The sequence below is a fragment of the Acinetobacter sp. 5862 genome, from assembly GCF_024494585.1.
In the GTDB taxonomy this organism is placed as follows: Bacteria; Pseudomonadota; Gammaproteobacteria; order Pseudomonadales; family Moraxellaceae; genus Acinetobacter.
On the sequence record NZ_JANHGP010000011.1, the window covers coordinates 61,004 to 79,859 of the forward strand.

Below are 18,856 nucleotides of genomic sequence, written 5' to 3' on the forward strand. Positions count from 1 at the left end.
GCAACAAAAAAGCAAATACTCCGTGTATTTGCTTTCCCATATTCAATCACAAATTGTATATATAATTTATTTACTGTTTATCTGTATAAATTTGATCAAAAATCGCACCATTCACAAAGTGGGTTTTCTGCGCTTTTGCCCATCCACCAAATACATCATTAATGCTGAAGAGTTTGATCTTTGGAAATTGTTTCGCATATTTTGCTGCAACTTGCGGATTACGTGGACGGAAATAATGTTTTGCTGCAAGTTCCTGTCCTAACGGTGAATAAAGAAAATTTAAATAGCCTCGCGCTAAATTGCGATGACCATCTTTATCCACGGTTTTATCTACAATCGCAACTGAAGGCTCAGCCAAAATCGAAATTGATGGATAAACAATATCGTATTTATCTTTACCTAAACCTTGGGTCGCCAATAAAGCTTCATTTTCCCATGACAGTAACACATCGCCTATACCTCGCTCAGCAAATGTAGTTAAAGAACCCCGCGCTCCCGAATCAAGTACTTTGACATTTTGGTATAATTTTTTCACTAAATCACGGGCTTTAGTCTCATTACCACCGGGTTGTTTCAACGCATAGCCCCATGCCGATAAATAAATCCAACGCGGTGCTCCACCTGTTTTCGGATTTGGGGTAATAATTTCGACACCCTCTTTGGTAAGATCATTCCAATCACGGATATTTTTCGGATTTCCTTTGCGGACAAGGAAGACAACCGTTGATGTATAAGGTGCAGAATTATTTTTAAATTGTTTTTGCCAATCTTTACGAATGAGACCTGTATTGGCAATTTCATCAATATCATTCGCCAAAGCCAATGTCACAACATCAGCCTGTAAACCATCAATTACCGATCTTGCCTGTTTGCCTGAACCACCATGCGATTGTTTAAAATCGACCTCTTGACCTGTACGCTGTTTCCAATATTGACCAAATGCTTGGTTATATTCTTGATAAAACTCTCGTGTTGGATCATAAGATACATTTAAGAACGTTGTAGCTGCCTGCGCTATGCTATTTAAACCCAAAGCAAGCAATGCTGCGGCGATCACTGTTTTCATTTATTATTCACTCATTTTCTGCATATTTATGACCACTATATTTATTTAAAAATAATTTACAATCAAATAGTTATATAAATAATTTAGAAATTATTCTTTTTTTTATATATCGTGATATTAAGGATGTATGGCAGTTAAAATGCTAAGTGTTTATTCATGTTATTTTTATTTTGAGAAAAATTATCATTCTCCACTTTTTCTACACATTTGCTTGTTAGATTTGATTTGCAGATATTCTAGCCATCAGGCTTACGATACCCAAAAGCGTGTTTATTTATTATTTTTTGTAAAAAGTGTGACATAGTTATATTTTTATTAAAATTTATGTTTGAATCGTATGATTAAAGCAATACTATAGTCATTTAGTTAGTCTTGTAGACTCGAAGTCATGAAGGGGATGTTACCGTGCAAGCATCAAAACTTAAAAAAACACTATGCTTAAGCTTATTTTTGGTGTTTTCTATTCAAGTTGGACATGCAGCCGCAATTAAAGAAAACAATAATATTAAAACGATAGACAAATCGTCTTCGTTAATTGTGAAAGCGCTTGATCAACAAAAACGTAATACAGCCATGTTGCCTTCAACAGATGACGAATTAAAAATGTTGAATACGATCCGTACAACGCCAACGCAAACGTTCTTTGCAAGCCAACACGAACGTTTTTCACGCTTTGTTCAGACTGTTTTTCAACCGCACACATCTTGATCTTTTAAATATGTAACGCTCTACATGTTTAAATAAGCCTAGTCATGCTGTGACTAGGCTTTTTCGTTATAATAGTTTCAATTTTAATTTAAGCTTCGATAATTTATGAAAGTTCGTACCCGTATTGCGCCTTCTCCTACAGGTTTCCCTCATGTAGGTACTGCTTATATTGCGTTATTTAATTTATGTTTTGCTAAACAGCACGGCGGTGAATTTATTTTACGTATTGAGGATACAGATCAACTCCGTTCAACACCTGAATCAGAAAAGATGATTTTAGATTCTTTACGTTGGTTAGGATTGAACTGGTCAGAAGGTCCAGATGTGGGCGGCCCTCATGCGCCGTATCGTCAATCGGAACGTATGGGGATTTACAAACAATATGCCTTAGATTTGGTTGAAAAAGGACATGCTTTCTATTGTTTCGCAACAGCAGAAGACCTAGACCAAATGCGTGCAGAGCAGCAAGCACGTGGTGAAACGCCAAAATATGATGGGCGTGGCTTAAAACTTTCACAAGAAGAAGTACAACAACGCCTTGCTGCGGGTGAACCACATGTCATTCGAATGAAAGTACCTGAAGATGGTATTTGTAAGATTAATGATTTGCTTCGTGGTGAAGTGGAGATTCCTTGGGCACAAGTTGACATGCAAGTGTTGCTAAAAACGGATGGTTTACCAACTTACCACCTTGCTAATGTCGTGGATGATCATTTGATGGAAATTACCCATGTATTACGTGGGGAAGAATGGCTGCCTTCAGCGCCTAAGCATCAGTTGCTTTACCAATATTTTGGTTGGGAAATGCCAACTTTATGTCATATGCCATTGTTACGTAACCCAGATAAATCAAAACTGTCTAAACGTAAGAACCCAACTTCTATTAACTATTATCGCGACATCGGTGTATTACCAGAAGCATTATTGAATTATTTAGGTCGCATGGGTTGGTCAATGCCTGATGAGCGTGAAGTATTCACATTACAGGACATGGTTGAAAACTTTGATGTACAGCGTGTTTCATTGGGCGGTCCAATCTTTGATGTTGAAAAACTCAACTGGCTGAATGGTCAATGGATTAAAGGCTTAACACCGGGGCAACTTCTAGATCGCCTATTAACATGGAAAAGCGACCGTCAAACACTTGAAGACATTGCGGCTGCGATTCAACCTCGTATCAATCTACTTTCAGAAGCTGTGAATTGGGCTGGTTTCTATTTCAATCACATGCCACAAATCAGTAAAGAACAGTTTGAAAGCAAAAAATTGACCGAAGAACAAGTTCGTCAAAGCTTACAATTTGCAATTTGGCGCTTAGAGAGTCAGTTTACGTGGAATAATGATACTGTCAGCCAAACACTGATGGATTTAGCCACTCAAATGGAAGTTAAACTTCGTGACTTTATGCCAGCATTCTTTATTGCGATTGCGGGTTCAACGAGTTCAACGCCTGTGATGCAATCTATGGTAACACTAGGTCCTGATTTGACTTTTGCACGTTTACGTCATGCCTTAGAAATCGTAGGTGGGCCAAGCAAGAAAGAACTTAAAGTTTGGGAAAAATTAAACGAATCACTCAAACTGCCGAAAAATGATGCAAATAGTGAGAATTAATTCAGTTTAATCATTGACGTGTGAGCGCATTCGCCCTAATATTGCGCTCACACAGACTGGGGTCATAGCTCAGTTGGTAGAGCGCTACAATGGCATTGTAGAGGTCAGCAGTTCGATCCTGCTTGGCTCCACCAAACTTCAATTTGTGTTGCCTCAATAAGTCCCTATCGTCTAGAGGCCTAGGACATCGCCCTTTCACGGCGGTAACCGGGGTTCGAATCCCCGTAGGGACGCCAAATTCTAAAAAGCCACTGCATTGACAGTGGCTTTTTTATTGCTTACTCACTTCCAATTCCAACTTGGACTTCTAAACGTCCAGACTGAACACGTAAGCCTCGGATCTCAAATTGATCAACTAATTGTTGTACCAATTCGCGACTCTCTTGCAAAATATTAAGTCCTGGCAAAATACTAAAATCAGTCAAGCTTAATAGCTTATCGACCATCCATGAGCGGTTATTAATGAAATCAATAAAACCAGCTTCTTCAAGGTCGATATACCATAAACGATGCCCTTCTTTTTGAATCCCTGGCACATCACGAATGAGATGATTAATCAAAAATGGGATCGGTAAGGAATTAATCACTTCAAAGCTGATATTACCGACACGTCTTGCTGCCCAATTTGTTAAAGTACCACCATGACGAATTTGTAAGTCCAGATGCTCATCGACCTGACAAAGACGTAAATATTTTTCCTGCCCAATACGACATTCTAAAACATTGAACTCTAAAGACAGTCGATATAGGAAACGGCGATAGTGTCCATCTAATTCGATATGAAAGCGATCATTGCCACATTCAATTTTAATATCATCAATTTCAGAACGATCCATACGTTTCCGAATTTGATTATTGAGCAGCATTTCAGGCAAATATAAGGTGAGGCTACTTTTCCCTAACGATGCACGTGCCATTGCCAACGCAACTTGACGCGCTGCTTCACTGGTTTCTGATACCATATCACGAACAGTATTTCGCATCCCTTCAACACCACGTTTGGTATGATGGGTAACTTGATCTAAGGCATCTAAGGCGGCATCTGCAACACCTGCAATATTACGAGAGGTATCACTCGCAAACTCAACAGCATCTTGTGCGTGCTGTAATGTCTTATTGATTAACCGACGTGATAAAGACGGTTTTTCATCTGATGATTCTATATCTGCAGGCATAATATCGAACATTGCCTTTTTGTCATCTTGTCGATTCAAGATGTTCTCCCTCTTCCCTTTCTCAGCAACTCAATTTTGATATGAGCAACAATCTGTTTTATCAACTTATTGGCTGTTTTTATGTAGATTAGCATGCTATTTAGCGCAATTTGCGTCTTTTTGTTGCACACTTTTAAATTAATTTAATCGTCCATTTTCTAAATATGTTTCATTGGTTTTCAATTAATTTGATGAGTTGTGATGTATATAGAATATCTTCATCTGTCTCATGCTGGAATTTCCATTGCTTTGGTAACGAGACTTTAAACTATCTTAAAAAGAAATTTGCACTTAAATCAGGACTCTCCATGCTAACTAACATTAGCTTGTCTTGGGTCGAAAGATGACCTTCTCCCTTTTCGATGCGAGCTAATCATAATTTTAGAAGTTTGGTAGGCAACATGCGATTCCTTGCGCATTATTCAACACATTCAGTTCACAAATTATCATGACTGATTGTAGTTTTTCCAACAGGTTTAGACGAGCTGCGACCGATATGGATTGCTCGAATCAACTTAATATTTTAAAGATAGTACAAAATAAGTAAGTTTATGTATTTGAACAACGTAGGATTTTAGCTTTTGCATAATTTTCGCTAAAATAAGCAAAATACTATAGGAAATCTTTATGCAATACCGTTGCCCTAAATGTCAAAGCGTGAAAATTATGCCTGTCAGTCAGGGTGCCAACAGCCCTCGTCCCAATGTGCCAAAAAGCCTGGTGCTTCTCGTTCCCGCCATTTTTATTTTACTAGTTTTGGTGCTGATCAGTGTTGGGATGTGGATTTTTGGCAATGGTGCAGGACAAACACTGCAAATCGCAACCGTTGCAGTATTTGGTGTTTGTGTGATTGCAGGTGTTCTGTTCTGGCGCGACCTGCCAGATTTTAAAATCTCCATGCAGGCTTTTATGCAGGCACAAAAGCACTGGAAATGCCGTGACTGTAATCACGAATGGCAAAACTAACACGTTGCTCTAAATTCCGATTCACATCAGCTCAGTGCTGATGTGAATGAGTGTGTTGTTCATCTTCAACATGTTGATGCATATGCTGGCAATTCATTTCTGCATCATCCTCAATTTGCAAGGTCACCTCGGCAATCCCATGTTCATGCGATAGCATTTCTGTAGCAGCTTGATGTAGTTGTTTGCGATCTGCGTTAGGTGCAAATAAATGAACGGTTAGGTGAATATTTTTTGAAGTAATCGCCCAAACTTTCAATTGATGAATACTTTCAACGCCATCTAAAGCCAATAGATCAGTGCGTAACTTTTCAATATCAACCTCTTCAGGTACACCCTCTAATAAAATATTGATACTTTGTCTGAGCAAAATCCATGTTCTTGGTAATACCCAGAAACCAATTGCCACCGCAATCAGCGTGTCGATCCAGTACCAATTGGTGTAATAGATAATCACAGCACCAATAATGACGCCCACAGAACCTAATGCATCACTCAGCACTTCTAAATAAGCACCTTTCATGTTCAAACTTTCAGTCGCACTGGACATCAAAATTTTCATTGAAATCAAATTAATGATTAATCCAATTGATGCGACCACCAACATGCCTATACTTTGAATTTCGGGCGGTTGGGTAAATCGTTGATAGGCTTCGTAAAGAATATACATCGCCACAAAAAATAACATAGATGCATTAAATAATGCCGCCAAAATCTCAAAACGCTGATAACCGAAGGTACGCTTATCATCAGCAGGGCGTTTGGCAATTTTAATCGCAGCTAAAGCAATCGCTAATGCAGCGGCATCAGTGAACATATGTGCAGCATCAGACAGCAAGGCCAGACTTTGTGTAATTAAGCCTGCAACCACTTCAATGATTAAAAATGTCATGGTCAGCATTAAGGCAATCGTGAGTTTTCTGGCATTGCCTTCGGTCACAACAGCATGACTATGGTCATGCCCTTGATGTCCACTCATGTTAGACTCCTTATAATTTTTAAGTCAAACTTGTTTTTAATTACACTATCTCAAATCATTAATGAATATAATTTATTAAGTGCAAATAATTGTCCTAAAATCTTTCGATCTTATATCTCTACTCTAGTACACATTTACTATCGTGGAGGCGGCATGGATGCCGCCCGTTGGACAGGGGTTACAGGGATGTACCCTCTGTCCAACAAAAGATTTTTGTTACTTTTCATCTTTGAAAAGTAAGGCAAAAACTTTATACACACCACATTCAGAATTTCGATGACTTATGAAATATTGCTAGACTGAACAGCAGCTTTCTCATTCATCCAACGATAGACAACAGGCAAAATCAGCAATGTCAGTAAAGTGGAAGAAATAATCCCACCTATCACAACTGTCGCCAATGGGCGTTGTACTTCTGCACCTGTGCCTGTAGCAATCGCCATCGGAATAAAACCCAACGATGCCACGAAGGCGGTCATCAGAACGGGGCGTAATCGGAGAATCGCCCCCTGCCAGGTCGCTTTATGTACATTAAACTGCTCACGAAGCTCTTTGATGAAACTCAGCATCACTAACCCATTGAGTACTGCGACACCAGAGAGTGCAATAAACCCAACCCCAGCTGACATCGATAATGGAATATCTCGCAACCAAAGTGCGACTAATCCACCTGACAACGCAAATGGCACACCACTAAATACCAGCAAGCTTTCTTTAAAGTTATTAAACACCGCCATCAACAGAACAAAGATCATCAGCAATGCCAATGGCACCACAATCTGCATTCTGGCTTTTGCCGAGGCCAGATTTTCAAACTGACCGCCATAACCAAGCCAATAACCGCTTGGTAATTTTTGCTGAGATAATTTCTGCTGCATTTCACCCACAAATGAGCCCAAATCACGGTCGCGTACGTTGGTGGTGACTACAACACGGCGCTTGCCATTTTCACGGCTGACTTGCGCCAAGCCTAAAATATTCTCCACTTTTGCCACGTCTTGCAGTTTGATCAAACCACCATTCGGTAGTTGAATCGGTAACATCGCCAATTGCTGCGGCGTACGCATCCCATCATCCAAACGCACCACAAAATCAAAACGACGGTCACCCTGTAAAATCTGCCCAACACTTTGTCCACCAATACTGGCAGCAACCAAATCCTGAATGGATTTCACCGATAAACCATATTGTGCAGCCAGTGCGTGATCGATATCGACATTGAGCAAAGGTAAGCCATCAGTCTGCTCGACTTTGACTTCACTTGCACCAGTAATCGTTCTCAAGGTTTGCGCGACTTTTTCTGCTTCTTGGTTCAGAACCTGCATATCATCACCAAAAATTTTCACCCCAATATCACTACGTACGCCTGAAATCAGTTCGTTGAAACGTAATTCAATCGGCTGAGAAAACTCACTGTTGTTGCCTGGAATTTTCTCAACATAGGCCAACATTTTGGTTCGAAGCTCGTCAATGGTTTCCGATTTATCTGGCCATTGATCACGCGGCTTTAACAAAACGATTGCATCAGAAATATTAGGGGGCATCACATCCGTTGCCACTTCGGCCGTACCTGTACGGGCAAAGATCGCCTTGATTTCTGGAAACTCTGCGAGTAATTGCTTCTCAACACTTTCCTGAATCTTCAGTGATTCTTCAATTCCTGTACTTGGTGCACGCATCAACTGTAAAGCAAAGTCACCTTCACTCAGTTGTGGCGCAAACTCACTACCGACACGCGAACCAATCGCAGCGGTGAGTATCAAAATAGTCACTGCACCGGCCACCACCACATAGCGGAAAGCATAGGCTTTATCCAGCAAGGATTTATAACCGCTTTTTAATGCCGCCATCCAACGGCTTTCTTTCTCTTTGACCTCACCGGTAACAAATAATGCCACCGCAGCAGGGACGAAAGTCACCGATAAAATAATGGCACCGATCAAGGCCAAGACCACGGTCATTGCCATTGGATGGAACATTTTCGCTTCTACACCTGCCAGTGCAAAGATTGGCAAATACACCACCATAATGATGATTTGTCCAAAAATCAGCGGACGTCTTGCCTGTTTTGCCGCCAAGAAGACTTCGGTAAAGCGTTCAGAACGGGTCAGGAGTCGACCTTTATGGTGTTGAGCCTCTGCCAGCCGTCGGATACAGTTTTCGACAATCACCACCGCACCATCGACGATAATCCCAAAGTCCAATGCGCCTAAACTCATCAGGTTGGCACTGATTTTTTGCTCCGCCATCCCTGTCAGGGTAAACAGCATAGATAAAGGAATAATACAGGCAGTAATCAATGCCGCACGGAAGTTACCTAAGAACACAAACAGGATCACAATCACCAAGATTGCACCTTCGATCAGGTTTTTCGCCACCGTCTTAATGGCTTTATCAACCAAGTTACTGCGGTTATATACCGTTTCGACCACCACCCCTTCAGGTAATGAACGTTTGATTTCCTGCATTTTGCTGTCGAGTGCTTGAGCGATGGATTTACTGTTCTCACCCATCATCATCATCGCGATACCCAGTACGGTTTCTTCACCGTTATAGGTGGCACCCCCTGTTCTCAGATCATGTCCAATCGAAACTGTTGCAACATCGGCAACACGGATCGGCAAACCATTCTTGGTGCTGACCGTGACATTCTCAATGTCTTGTACGGTTTTCAACATCCCCGGAATACGTACCGTCAGCTGTTGTCCATTTTCTTCAATAAAACCCGCACCGCGGTTTTCATTATTTTCAGTGAGTACAGTTTGCAAATCGGTTAACGGAATTTGCAGTTGTTGCAAACGTTTCAGGTCTGGAGAAACCACATAGGTCTTGTTATATCCCCCAATGGTATTGATTTCAGCAACACCCGGCACACGTTGTAATTGAGGACGAACAATCCAGTCCTGAATTTCACGCAGGTCCATGGCCTGATAAGGCGTACCATCGGCCTTTTTGGCATTCGGTTCAGCTTTGATCACCCATTGATAGATCTCGCCTAGACCAGTTGAAATCGGTGACATTTGTGGATCAATATCATCAGGCAAAGCACTCTTGGCTTCCTGTAAGCGCTGGTTAATCAGCTGACGCGCCCAATAGATATCGGTACCATCTTTAAAGATCACCGTGACTTGGGACAAGCCGTAACGGGAGATGGAACGGGTTTGTTCCAAGTTCGGAATACCCGACATGGCATTTTCAATCGGATAAGTAATCCGTTGTTCAACCTCAGGGGCAGTGAATCCTCCCGCCTGACTGTTAATCTGCACCTGCACGTTAGTAATGTCAGGTACGGCATCAATCGACAGTTTTTGGTAGCTATAAATACCGACCCCGATCCATGCCACCACAAACAGCATGACCCAAATCGCATTGCAGATTGAAAACTGAATAATCCGATCAAACAGACCTTCCGCGGGAGGAAGCTGCAACTTATCTTTAGTGTCCATGCTCAGCCTCTCCCTTCTCGATCTCAGATTTCAAAAGGAAACTGCCTTGACTGACATATTGTTGCTTTTCAGTCAGACCCGATTGGATTTCCACCCACTGCCCATCACTTGAGTAATTACCCAGTTGTACAGGTGTTGGAGTGAAATGCATTTGGTCTTTCTCTTGCTTAGCGACAAAAACCGTGGCTTTACCCTCGATCTGCTGAATCGCCCCTTTGGCAACACGAAGCACAGGCTTCTTGTCCGTACCATCTAATAACACGTTTACCATCAAATTAGGTCGAAGTTCTTTGGCTGGAGTTAACACTTTGGCCCGCACCTGCAAACGACCTGTCTGCGTATCTGCTGCGGTGGTCAAAGTCTGGATTTGTGCTTTAAAGCTATTATTGGTTTGCAGCGACTTAAACTCGATCTGCTGATCCGGTTGGACATTGATGTTATTGACGCTTGGTAAAATAAACTCAATCCAGAGTTGATCCAGCTGATCAATCACAAATAACTGCTTATCTGCGGTAATTTGCTCTCCCACCACAATATCTTTCAGACTCACCACACCGCTTAAAGGTGCAGTCAAGACATAGCGACCCTGACTACCACTAGATGCACCCAAGGCAGATAAGCGGCTACGTGCAGCTTGTACCTGAATCTGTGCCTGACGATAGGCATTGTAGGCACGTTGATAATCCTGACGTGCAGAAACCCCTTGTTCCCAAAGTTGTTTTTCACGTTGATAATCTTGCTGTGCAAGGGTTAAAGCTTCTTGTGCAATACTTAAATTAGCCTGCTGATCTACCAGATCAGGGATAAATAGAGTGGCTAAAACTTGCCCTTTCTTGACTTGTTGGTCAAGTACCGCATTAACACTTTCCACACGCCCAGCAAAGGTTGCTGAAACATGCGCTTGCTGATCAGTATTGGTCACCAGTTTTGCTGGGTAAGCAAATTGCTGTCCGACTTCACCCACACCAACCTGAGCCAGCTTAACCCCATATTCAGTCATCTGTTTTGGGCTGAGATTTAAGCTACCTTCCTCACTTTCCGCCTGCCCAGCCTCACCTTCTGTATGTCCTTCCTCACCTTCGCCATGACTATCAGCTGCTGCATCACTGCTGGCTTTGTTCTTGCCCGTGAAAAATAATAACGCGCTCAGGACTAAGCCAACGGCAATAACCAGAATGACCCAGAACCACTGCTTTTTAGATTTATTTGTCGACATTATTCTGCTCCTACTACAGCGGGAAGGTTATTGGTATCTTTCCAGAGGGTTTGATTAATCTGATTTAAGGCATCACTTGAACTCACCATACTCAGCTCAATTCCTAGTGCTAAACTTTCTGCATCAATTTGCTTTTGCCATGCACTCTTGAGTAACTGCACTTTATTTAAACGTTGATCCTGCAATTGCATGGTGGCTTGCTGCACATCGGTAATGGCATATTTACCGACTTTGAAACCGAGCAACATTTTCTCTTGTACCGTTTCAGACAATGGAATTTGTCGTTGATTGACGAGATCGAACTGTTGTTTCAATCCCGCCAACTCTGCTGTTAAGGTCTGAATCGCATTCAAGTTCTGCTGCTTGTAAAACTGTTGCTGTTTGACCAGTAAATCTTGTTTGGCATTGGCAATTCGCAATGAATACTGTTGACGATTAAAAATATTCAACGGGATATCGATACCCACTCGGAACTTGTTATCGGTCGAATTGGTTTCTGCGCTTTTACTTTGCACCATGCCTAAATTGACGGTTGGATTTGGTCGGTTGGATACTTTTAAATAATCGATATTGGCTTTTTGACGCACGATATCGAGTTGAATAGCACGCTCAAATAAATTGTTCTGCAAATAATCTTGCAAATCATTTTGTTGTGGCCAGACATTGCTTGCCTGAGTAGAGAAGCGGTTATCGGTACTGCCCCACAGATTTGCCAATTGACGCTTTGCAGTGGCTAAAGAGAGTTCGGTTTGTTGAAACAACCGTTGATTTTCAATATGCGCCATCAAGGTACGATCTAAATCGACCTGCGCAATGCTGCCCGCTTTGAGTCTTAAGCGAGTTGCATCCAAAGTGTCCTGACTGGTTTTTAACTGTGCCTGAACCACATCATGTTCCAGCTCTAGCACCACGACTTGCGACCATAGATATTTAACTGCTAACTCAAGTTGCGCATTGTAGAGTTCCTGATTAAGGCCCACTTGAGATGCTTGTACATCGGCAAGCTTAACCGCAGCACGACGTTGACCAAAAATGTCTAATTTTTGTGAAACACCAAATTCCAACTCTTTGTCTTTGCCTGACCTAAAGTCGGTTTGCTGAATAGAAATACTTGGATTCGACCATAACCCGGCTTGTTTCACATTGGCCTCAGCGATTCCTTGCTGCGTTTGCCACACCCCTGTGCCTGCCTGATATTGTTTCACATCCTGCAAGATTTGCTCAAAATTCAGATTACGTTGTGCAGCCTTGGTTGCAGGCTGATTTGCATCAAGTAAAGATTCTGCGGCAATGGATGGACTCAAAATAGCAGTGCTTAAGGCAAGTGCCAACACTGACCACTTCAATGACAATTGAGTACGATTTTTTCGCGTATGCTGCTCAACTGCATGAATACGCTGATTTAAACTAGAAGACATATAAAGCCCCTCAAAGTAATAAGAATGCGGTGGGCTATTTTTCGGCTACCCCACCTATAGCGGGGTTGATAAAGGCGGCGGATTTAGCCCTGAAAGATGTGGAGACTGATAGAAGTTGGACCAGTAATATTTTTGTTCTATCTCATGCGTCCGTAAAACTGGTTCATCCAACTGCTGTTGAGCTTCGATCACAACGACATGAAAACAAGATGGCAAATGATCATGGTGATCTTGCAAACTTAACGGCATGGGTAAATCAGAAGCATCTTGATCTGCAACTACTGCATGTTTTTCAGAAACATCTAAATTTTCAGGGATATGATGGCCAAAATGATTCAACGTACGATATTCAGTCGGCTGTTCATGCGCACAAAAAGCCGCCGCCACATTCCAAAAACTTTGGAACATGAACAAACTCAGCAAGAGTGTCATAAATACAGCAGAACGTTGCACGTTACACCAACTGTTCAAAATTTGCGTCACTATAGCAAGTAAAGTACATGTAATAAAATTACATTAAACAAACTAAAACAAGATCGTCCTGAAATTTAGCTTTATCGCACAATCCTTGATTTGTATTTATAATTTCTGAAAATAAAAAAACCAGCTCGAAAGCTGGTTTTTTAGACAGGAAATTAACCTGTAATCTTTTTATACTTTGTACGTTTAGTTGCTGCTGCGTCCCCTAAACGAGACTGACGGTATGCTTCGTATTCTGCATAGTTACCTGTGTAGAATTCTGGCTGTTCATTCTCAAATGACAAGATGTGCGTTGCAATACGGTCAAGGAACCAACGGTCATGCGATACCACCATCACAGTACCTGGGAATACAAGAATTGCATCCTCAAGCGCACGTAAAGTTTCGATATCCAAGTCGTTCGATGGCTCATCCAGCAGGATCACGTTTGCGCCCATTTGCAGGATTTTGGCAAGTTGTAAACGGTTACGCTCACCACCAGACAATTCACCTACGCGTTTTTGCTGATCCTGACCTTTAAAGTTAAAGCGACCGATATAAGCACGTGATGCAATTTCATAATCACCGATTTTTAAGATATCCAAACCGCCAGAAACTTCTTCCCATACAGTTTTGTTATTATCTAGGGTGTCACGAATCTGACCGACATAAGCCACTTTAACCGACTCACCCAAAGTCACAGTACCTGTATCAGGTTGCTGTTCGCCAGTCATCATACGGAATAGCGTGGTTTTACCCGCACCGTTTGGACCTACGATACCCACAATCGCTGTAGGAGGTACAGTAAACGTTAAGTTTTCGTAAAGTAAGCGACCATCGAATGATTTACTGATGCCTTCAACTTCTACAACTTTGTTACCCAAACGTGGGCCAGGTGGAATGTAGATTTCAGACGTTTCATTACGCTGTTGGAATTCACGTGAGTTAAGTTCTTCAAAACGCTCCATACGCGCTTTGTTTTTCTTCTGCTGACCTTTGGCATTTGAACGAACCCATTCAAGTTCTTTTTTCAATGCTTTAGCAAAAGATTCTTCTTGCTTCTGTTCTTGCTCTAAACGGGCATTTTTCTGCTCTAACCAAGAAGAATAATTACCTTGATAAGGAATCCCCATGCCACGGTCAAGTTCAAGAATCCACTCAGCCACGTTATCCAAGAAATAACGGTCATGCGTAATCGCAACGATCGTACCAGGGAAGTCTTTCAAGAAACGTTCTAACCAAGACACTGATTCAGCATCTAAATGGTTCGTCGGTTCATCAAGAAGTAACATGTCTGGCTTAGACAGCAACAAACGACATAATGCAACACGACGGCGCTCACCACCTGAAAGCAATGATACATCTGCATCCCAAGCTGGAAGATTCAATGCATCAGCAGCAATTTCAAGCTGATTATTCAGATTGTGTGCATCCCAAGCATGGATGATCGATTCTAATTTTTCTTGCTCTTTTGCAAGCGCATCGAAATCTGCATCAGGCTCAGCATATTCTGCAAAAACCTGATCAAGACGCGCTAAAGCATCAAGTGCTTCACGTACACCATCTTCAACGTTTCCACGAACGTCTTTGGTTGGATCTAATGGCGGCTCTTGTTCTAAGTAACCGATTTTGATTCCTGGTTGTGCACGTGCTTCACCTGAGAAATCTTTATCTACGCCAGCCATAATACGGAGTAAGGTAGATTTACCTGCACCGTTCAAACCAAGCACACCAATTTTTGCGCCTGGGAAAAATGATAAAGAGATGTCTTTTAAGATTTCGCGCTTCGGCGGAACCATTTTCGACACTCGATTCATCGTATAAATATATTGGGCCACGCAGGACTCCTCAATTGAAAAACCAATAAATCGCAAAAAGCGAAAAATAATCGCACGTATTATACGCTGAAAACGGGATTAACATGAAGTTAAGATCATCTTTGTTTCATCCAATCAAAGGATTTTCTTTTTCAAGACATTGCACAATTTTGTCTTCAAAACAGAATCATGGCTTTCAATCGCTTATTATTTTGTTTATATGAATAAAAACGCAATAAATCGCATAAATTATGCACCATTTTGGATAGCTTTTCGGCTACACTCGATCAGTATTTAACTCACGTAGATGATGTAATCATGACCTATAAAGATGAAACTTTAGCCATTCATGCGGGATATTCACCAGAAGCCACTACAAAGGCTGTCGCTGTACCTATTTATCAAACCACGTCTTATGCATTTGATAATACACAACATGGTGCTGACTTATTCGATTTAAAAGTTCAGGGCAATATTTACACCCGTATTATGAATCCAACCACCGCCGTACTCGAACAACGCCTCGCAGCGCTTGAAGGTGGTATTGGTGCATTGGCTCTAGCCTCAGGTATGGCAGCGATCACCTATTCGATTCAAACGATTGCTGAAGCCGGTGACAATATTGCATCTGTATCCACTTTATACGGTGGTACTTATAACCTATTTGCGCATACATTGCCGAAACAAGGGATTGAAGTTCGTTTCTTTGATTATCAGAATCCCGAAGCTTTACGTTCTATTATTGATGATAAGACCAAACTGGTCTTTGTTGAGTCGATCGGAAACCCTCTTGGGAATATCATCGACCTAGAAGCAATCTCTAAAATTGCGCATGAATATGGTGTCCCTGTTATTGTAGATAATACTGTTGCAACTCCTGCTTTATTGAAACCATTTGAATTTGGTGCAGATATTGTGGTTCATTCTCTGACGAAATACATTGGCGGACATGGCAACAGTATTGGTGGTGTCATTATTGATAGTGGCAAATTCCCTTGGGGCAAATATCCTGAACGTTTTAAAGCGTTGAATACACCAGATCCAAGCTATCACGGCGTGAATTATGTTGAAGTTCTAGGTGAAGCTGCTTATATCGCACGTGCACGCGTTGTTCCGCTACGCAATACAGGGGCTGCGATTAGTCCGCTGAGTGTGTTTTTGATCTTACAAGGCTTAGAAACTTTAAGCCTTCGTATGGAGCGCCATACGGAGAATGCTCTGAAAGTTGCAAATTATTTGAAACAACATCCAAAAGTAAAATGGGTCAATTATGCAGGTTTAAATGACCATCCACAGCATCATTTGGCACAAAAGTATGTGAAAGGTAAACCTTCAGCGATTCTTTCTTTTGGCGTACAAGATGGCTTAGAAGGCGGTACTCGTTTTATCGATGCATTACAACTATTTACACGTTTGGTCAATATTGGTGATGCCAAAAGCTTGGCATGTCACCCTGCTACCACCACCCACCGCCAACTTAATTCTGAAGAACTTAAATCTGCTGGTGTCAGCGAAGATCTCGTTCGCCTTTCGATCGGTATCGAACATATTGATGACCTGATTGCTGACCTTGAACAGGCGCTTGCTCAGGTTTAAATTCAATGAAATCAATTAGCCCTTAACATAGGGCTTTTTTTCTATGCAAAATTTGAAAAATATAATATCATTTTCAACTATAGGTTTATTTTTTTAGAGTTTTTACTCTAAAAAAAGTATTAAATTTCAAACATTTACACTAGACAAACAAAAAATATCGGTTAATATTAATACAAAATAAAGTGCAATGTTTAATCGCAATAAAAAAGCATTGCAAACAACAGCTTGATTAATGTAGGTAACTTACATGAACGCAAAACTCAAAAAACTTTTTCAACAAAAAGTCGACGGGAAAACAATCATTGTCACTGGTGCATCAAGTGGTATTGGTTTAACAGTTTCAAAATATCTTGCTCAAGCTGGCGCTCATGTATTGTTGCTTGCACGTACCAAAGAAAAGCTGGATGAAGTCAAGGCGGAGATTGAGGCAGAGGGTGGCAAGGCATCAGTCTTTCCATGCGATCTAAACGATATGGAATCAATTGATGCGGTGTCAAAAGAAATTTTGGCGAGCGTGGATCACATTGATATTTTGATCAACAATGCAGGACGTTCAATTCGCCGTGCTGTACATGAATCTGTTGATCGTTTCCATGATTTTGAACGTACCATGCAACTTAACTACTTTGGTGCAGTACGTTTGGTTCTTAACTTGTTGCCACACATGATGCAGCGCAAGGATGGCCAGATCATCAACATCAGTTCGATTGGTGTACTTGCAAATGCAACCCGCTTCTCTGCTTATGTAGCGTCTAAAGCGGCACTGGATGCATTTAGCCGTTGTTTATCTGCTGAAGTTCACTCACACAAAATTGCAATCACTTCGATTTATATGCCGTTAGTACGTACCCCAATGATTGCACCAACTAAAATCTATAAATATGTACCGACGCTTTCTCCTGAACAAGCAGCAGACTTGATTGCTTATGCGATTGTGAAACGTCCGAAAAAGATCGCAACCAACTTAGGTCGTCTCGCATCAATTACTTATGCGATTGCACCAGATGTAAATAATATTTTGATGTCAATCGGCTTTAACTTATTCCCAAGCTCTACAGCATCTATCGGTGAGCAAGAGAAATTAAATCTTGTACAACGTGCCTATGCGCGTTTGTTCCCAGGTGAACACTGGTAATCTTGTGATTCCGATTTTAAAAACAGCGTATCTCTAGATACGCTGTTTTTTTATGATTTAAATAATTTGTGTGGATGTTGTTTGTTTCATCCAATCTGTTGTTTTTGTAATGGCATCCGCTAAATCCCCTGTCTGGATATCCTAACGCTGTCTAAATTGTTTAAACGGTTTTAAGTTGAGTTATTCAGTCCTCAACAAACTTAACATCTCAGCCGACATTTCTAATTGATTTGCCAAACATGTCCAATTCGAAATTAATCGTAAAATAGTCAGCGGCACATGTTGTTTCGGTGCAGAGACATTGAATTGTTGAGCAATCATTTTCGTCAATTCAGACAAAGAATGTTCTGTTCTAGGGCAACTAATAAGGACTGGCCCACTAAACCTGAATCTGTTGCAGCTCGCACTATCACTTTGCATAGATCATCTACGCTCACCAAAGGCAGATAATGTTTTGGTGTTGCAGGAATTGCTCTCATTTTAGAGCATAATCTATATGCTCCCAATCTTTTAATTTAACTAATTCCACCAGAACACCAATCCATAAAAACACGCCAAACTCAGGATTATGGTCAATAAGGTATGTCGCACTTTATAAGCAATTACAATCGTTAAAATCGTGGCGAGAAAATACGGATTCAGTAAAGTCGAACGAAATGCCCCCTGCTCATCCATAAACACAATCGGAGTCGCAATTGCCGTCAGTAAACACGGTGCAGAATATTTCAAAGACTGCTGAAACCATTTGGGTAAACGCAAAGGAAGATTAGGTTCAAGCAAGATATAGCGATTCATAAACACCACAATTGCCAGAATAATCAGGAGAAACCAACTCATGCTGTACGCTCCCGAATATTCTGCAAACACGTTGCCGCAAACATTCCAATTACACCTGCCATAATCGCGGCACTTTTAAAACCTAAGCTTAGAAAAACAACGGTTAAAAGCACCGAAACCAGAACACCCACCAACGTATTCAGGTTTTTAATAAAGGGAATCACAATGGCAACAAAGGTTGCAACAATGGAAAAATCGAGATGATATTGATCTAAATTTGGCAGAGAGGAAGCCAACACAATACCGCCAATACTAAACAATACCCAAGCCAAATAGAAAAAACTGCCAGCCCCAAGCAAAAAATAAATATAATAGGACTTACGCACTATTATTTATAGATTCTCTGTGGTAGGAGATGATTTTTATCGAGAATAAAGTCATCAATGAA

General features: G+C 41.2%; 15 protein-coding genes, 2 tRNA genes and 2 pseudogenes. 7 read left to right on the plus strand and 12 right to left on the minus strand.

Annotated features, from left to right (window positions below; genetic code table 11):
- Window positions 1-70: 70 nt before the first annotated feature.
- On the minus strand, window positions 71-1,066 hold the full coding sequence (locus NO346_RS01185; protein WP_256413950.1) for a sulfate ABC transporter substrate-binding protein: 996 nt from the start codon (window positions 1,064-1,066) through the stop codon (window positions 71-73).
- Between the two features lie 462 nt (window positions 1,067-1,528).
- Between NO346_RS01185 and NO346_RS01190 the strand changes: the two genes are divergently transcribed.
- The 4 genes from NO346_RS01190 (at window position 1,529) to NO346_RS01205 (ending at window position 3,624) form a co-directional block, all read left to right on the plus strand.
- Window positions 1,529-1,774, plus strand: a complete 246-nt coding sequence (locus tag NO346_RS01190) for a DUF4179 domain-containing protein (RefSeq protein ID WP_371924477.1) — start codon at window positions 1,529-1,531, stop codon at window positions 1,772-1,774.
- 105 nt (window positions 1,775-1,879) lie between these two features.
- Window positions 1,880-3,388 carry a glutamate--tRNA ligase gene (gene gltX / locus NO346_RS01195; RefSeq protein ID WP_005156634.1) on the plus strand — a complete coding sequence of 503 codons (1,509 nt, stop codon included), beginning with the start codon at window positions 1,880-1,882 and terminating at the stop codon, window positions 3,386-3,388.
- A 58-nt stretch (window positions 3,389-3,446) separates the two neighbouring features.
- Window positions 3,447-3,522, plus strand: a tRNA-Ala gene (locus tag NO346_RS01200).
- A 26-nt stretch (window positions 3,523-3,548) separates the two neighbouring features.
- Window positions 3,549-3,624: transfer RNA gene (locus NO346_RS01205), tRNA-Glu, on the plus strand.
- Window positions 3,625-3,666: 42 nt separating this feature from the next.
- Here NO346_RS01205 and NO346_RS01210 read toward each other — a convergent pair.
- A complete protein-coding gene (locus tag NO346_RS01210) occupies window positions 3,667-4,602 on the minus strand; it encodes a hypothetical protein (RefSeq protein WP_004660107.1) in 936 nt (311 codons plus the stop codon).
- A 172-nt stretch (window positions 4,603-4,774) separates the two neighbouring features.
- A pseudogene (locus tag NO346_RS01215) lies at window positions 4,775-4,966 on the minus strand (hypothetical protein); the annotation flags it as partial.
- Window positions 4,967-5,229: 263 nt separating this feature from the next.
- On the opposite strand from NO346_RS01215, the gene NO346_RS01220 reads away from it, so the two are divergent.
- Complete coding sequence (locus NO346_RS01220; RefSeq protein WP_005156642.1) at window positions 5,230-5,568, plus strand: hypothetical protein; 339 nt, start codon at window positions 5,230-5,232, stop codon at window positions 5,566-5,568.
- 31 nt (window positions 5,569-5,599) lie between these two features.
- Here the strand turns inward: NO346_RS01220 and NO346_RS01225 are convergent, their stop codons facing one another.
- The 6 genes from NO346_RS01225 to ettA all read right to left on the minus strand — a co-directional run bounded on the left by NO346_RS01225 (window position 5,600) and on the right by ettA (window position 14,921).
- Complete coding sequence (locus NO346_RS01225) at window positions 5,600-6,544, minus strand: cation diffusion facilitator family transporter (RefSeq protein ID WP_256413951.1); 945 nt, start codon at window positions 6,542-6,544, stop codon at window positions 5,600-5,602.
- A gap of 281 nt (window positions 6,545-6,825) precedes the next feature.
- Window positions 6,826-9,990 (minus strand): efflux RND transporter permease subunit, encoded by a 3,165-nt coding sequence (locus tag NO346_RS01230; protein WP_256413952.1) that lies wholly within the window; start codon window positions 9,988-9,990, stop codon window positions 6,826-6,828.
- Window positions 9,980-11,206, minus strand: coding sequence for an efflux RND transporter periplasmic adaptor subunit (locus NO346_RS01235; RefSeq protein ID WP_087535955.1), 1,227 nt, complete (start codon window positions 11,204-11,206; stop codon window positions 9,980-9,982). Before NO346_RS01235 ends, NO346_RS01230 begins: the two co-directional genes overlap by 11 nt.
- Entirely contained in the window at window positions 11,206-12,624 is a 1,419-nt protein-coding gene (locus NO346_RS01240) for a TolC family protein (protein WP_087535954.1), read from the minus strand. The genes NO346_RS01235 and NO346_RS01240 overlap by 1 nt, the downstream gene beginning before the upstream one ends.
- A gap of 54 nt (window positions 12,625-12,678) precedes the next feature.
- Window positions 12,679-13,077: a cation efflux protein, CzcI-like gene (locus NO346_RS01245; protein ID WP_256413953.1), complete on the minus strand. Its 399-nt coding sequence runs from the start codon at window positions 13,075-13,077 to the stop codon at window positions 12,679-12,681.
- Between the two features lie 182 nt (window positions 13,078-13,259).
- Window positions 13,260-14,921, minus strand: coding sequence for an energy-dependent translational throttle protein EttA (gene ettA, locus NO346_RS01250; protein ID WP_087543687.1), 1,662 nt, complete (start codon window positions 14,919-14,921; stop codon window positions 13,260-13,262).
- Between the two features lie 297 nt (window positions 14,922-15,218).
- Between ettA and NO346_RS01255 the strand changes: the two genes are divergently transcribed.
- Together NO346_RS01255 and NO346_RS01260 are read left to right on the plus strand one after the other, a co-directional pair.
- Window positions 15,219-16,496 (plus strand): O-acetylhomoserine aminocarboxypropyltransferase/cysteine synthase family protein, encoded by a 1,278-nt coding sequence (locus NO346_RS01255; protein ID WP_087547396.1) that lies wholly within the window; start codon window positions 15,219-15,221, stop codon window positions 16,494-16,496.
- Between the two features lie 247 nt (window positions 16,497-16,743).
- Window positions 16,744-17,631: an SDR family NAD(P)-dependent oxidoreductase gene (locus tag NO346_RS01260; RefSeq protein ID WP_087547397.1), complete on the plus strand. Its 888-nt coding sequence runs from the start codon at window positions 16,744-16,746 to the stop codon at window positions 17,629-17,631.
- 180 nt (window positions 17,632-17,811) lie between these two features.
- Here the strand turns inward: NO346_RS01260 and NO346_RS01265 are convergent, their stop codons facing one another.
- The 3 genes and pseudogenes from NO346_RS01265 to NO346_RS01275 form a co-directional block, all read right to left on the minus strand.
- Window positions 17,812-17,970 carry a hypothetical protein gene (locus NO346_RS01265; protein WP_256413954.1) on the minus strand — a complete coding sequence of 53 codons (159 nt, stop codon included), beginning with the start codon at window positions 17,968-17,970 and terminating at the stop codon, window positions 17,812-17,814.
- Between the two features lie 180 nt (window positions 17,971-18,150).
- Window positions 18,151-18,468: an AzlD domain-containing protein gene (locus tag NO346_RS01270; protein ID WP_256413955.1), complete on the minus strand. Its 318-nt coding sequence runs from the start codon at window positions 18,466-18,468 to the stop codon at window positions 18,151-18,153.
- Window positions 18,465-18,782: pseudogene (locus tag NO346_RS01275) on the minus strand (branched-chain amino acid ABC transporter permease); the annotation flags it as partial. The gene NO346_RS01270 and the pseudogene NO346_RS01275, both read right to left, overlap by 4 nt.
- Window positions 18,783-18,856 lie beyond the last annotated feature (74 nt).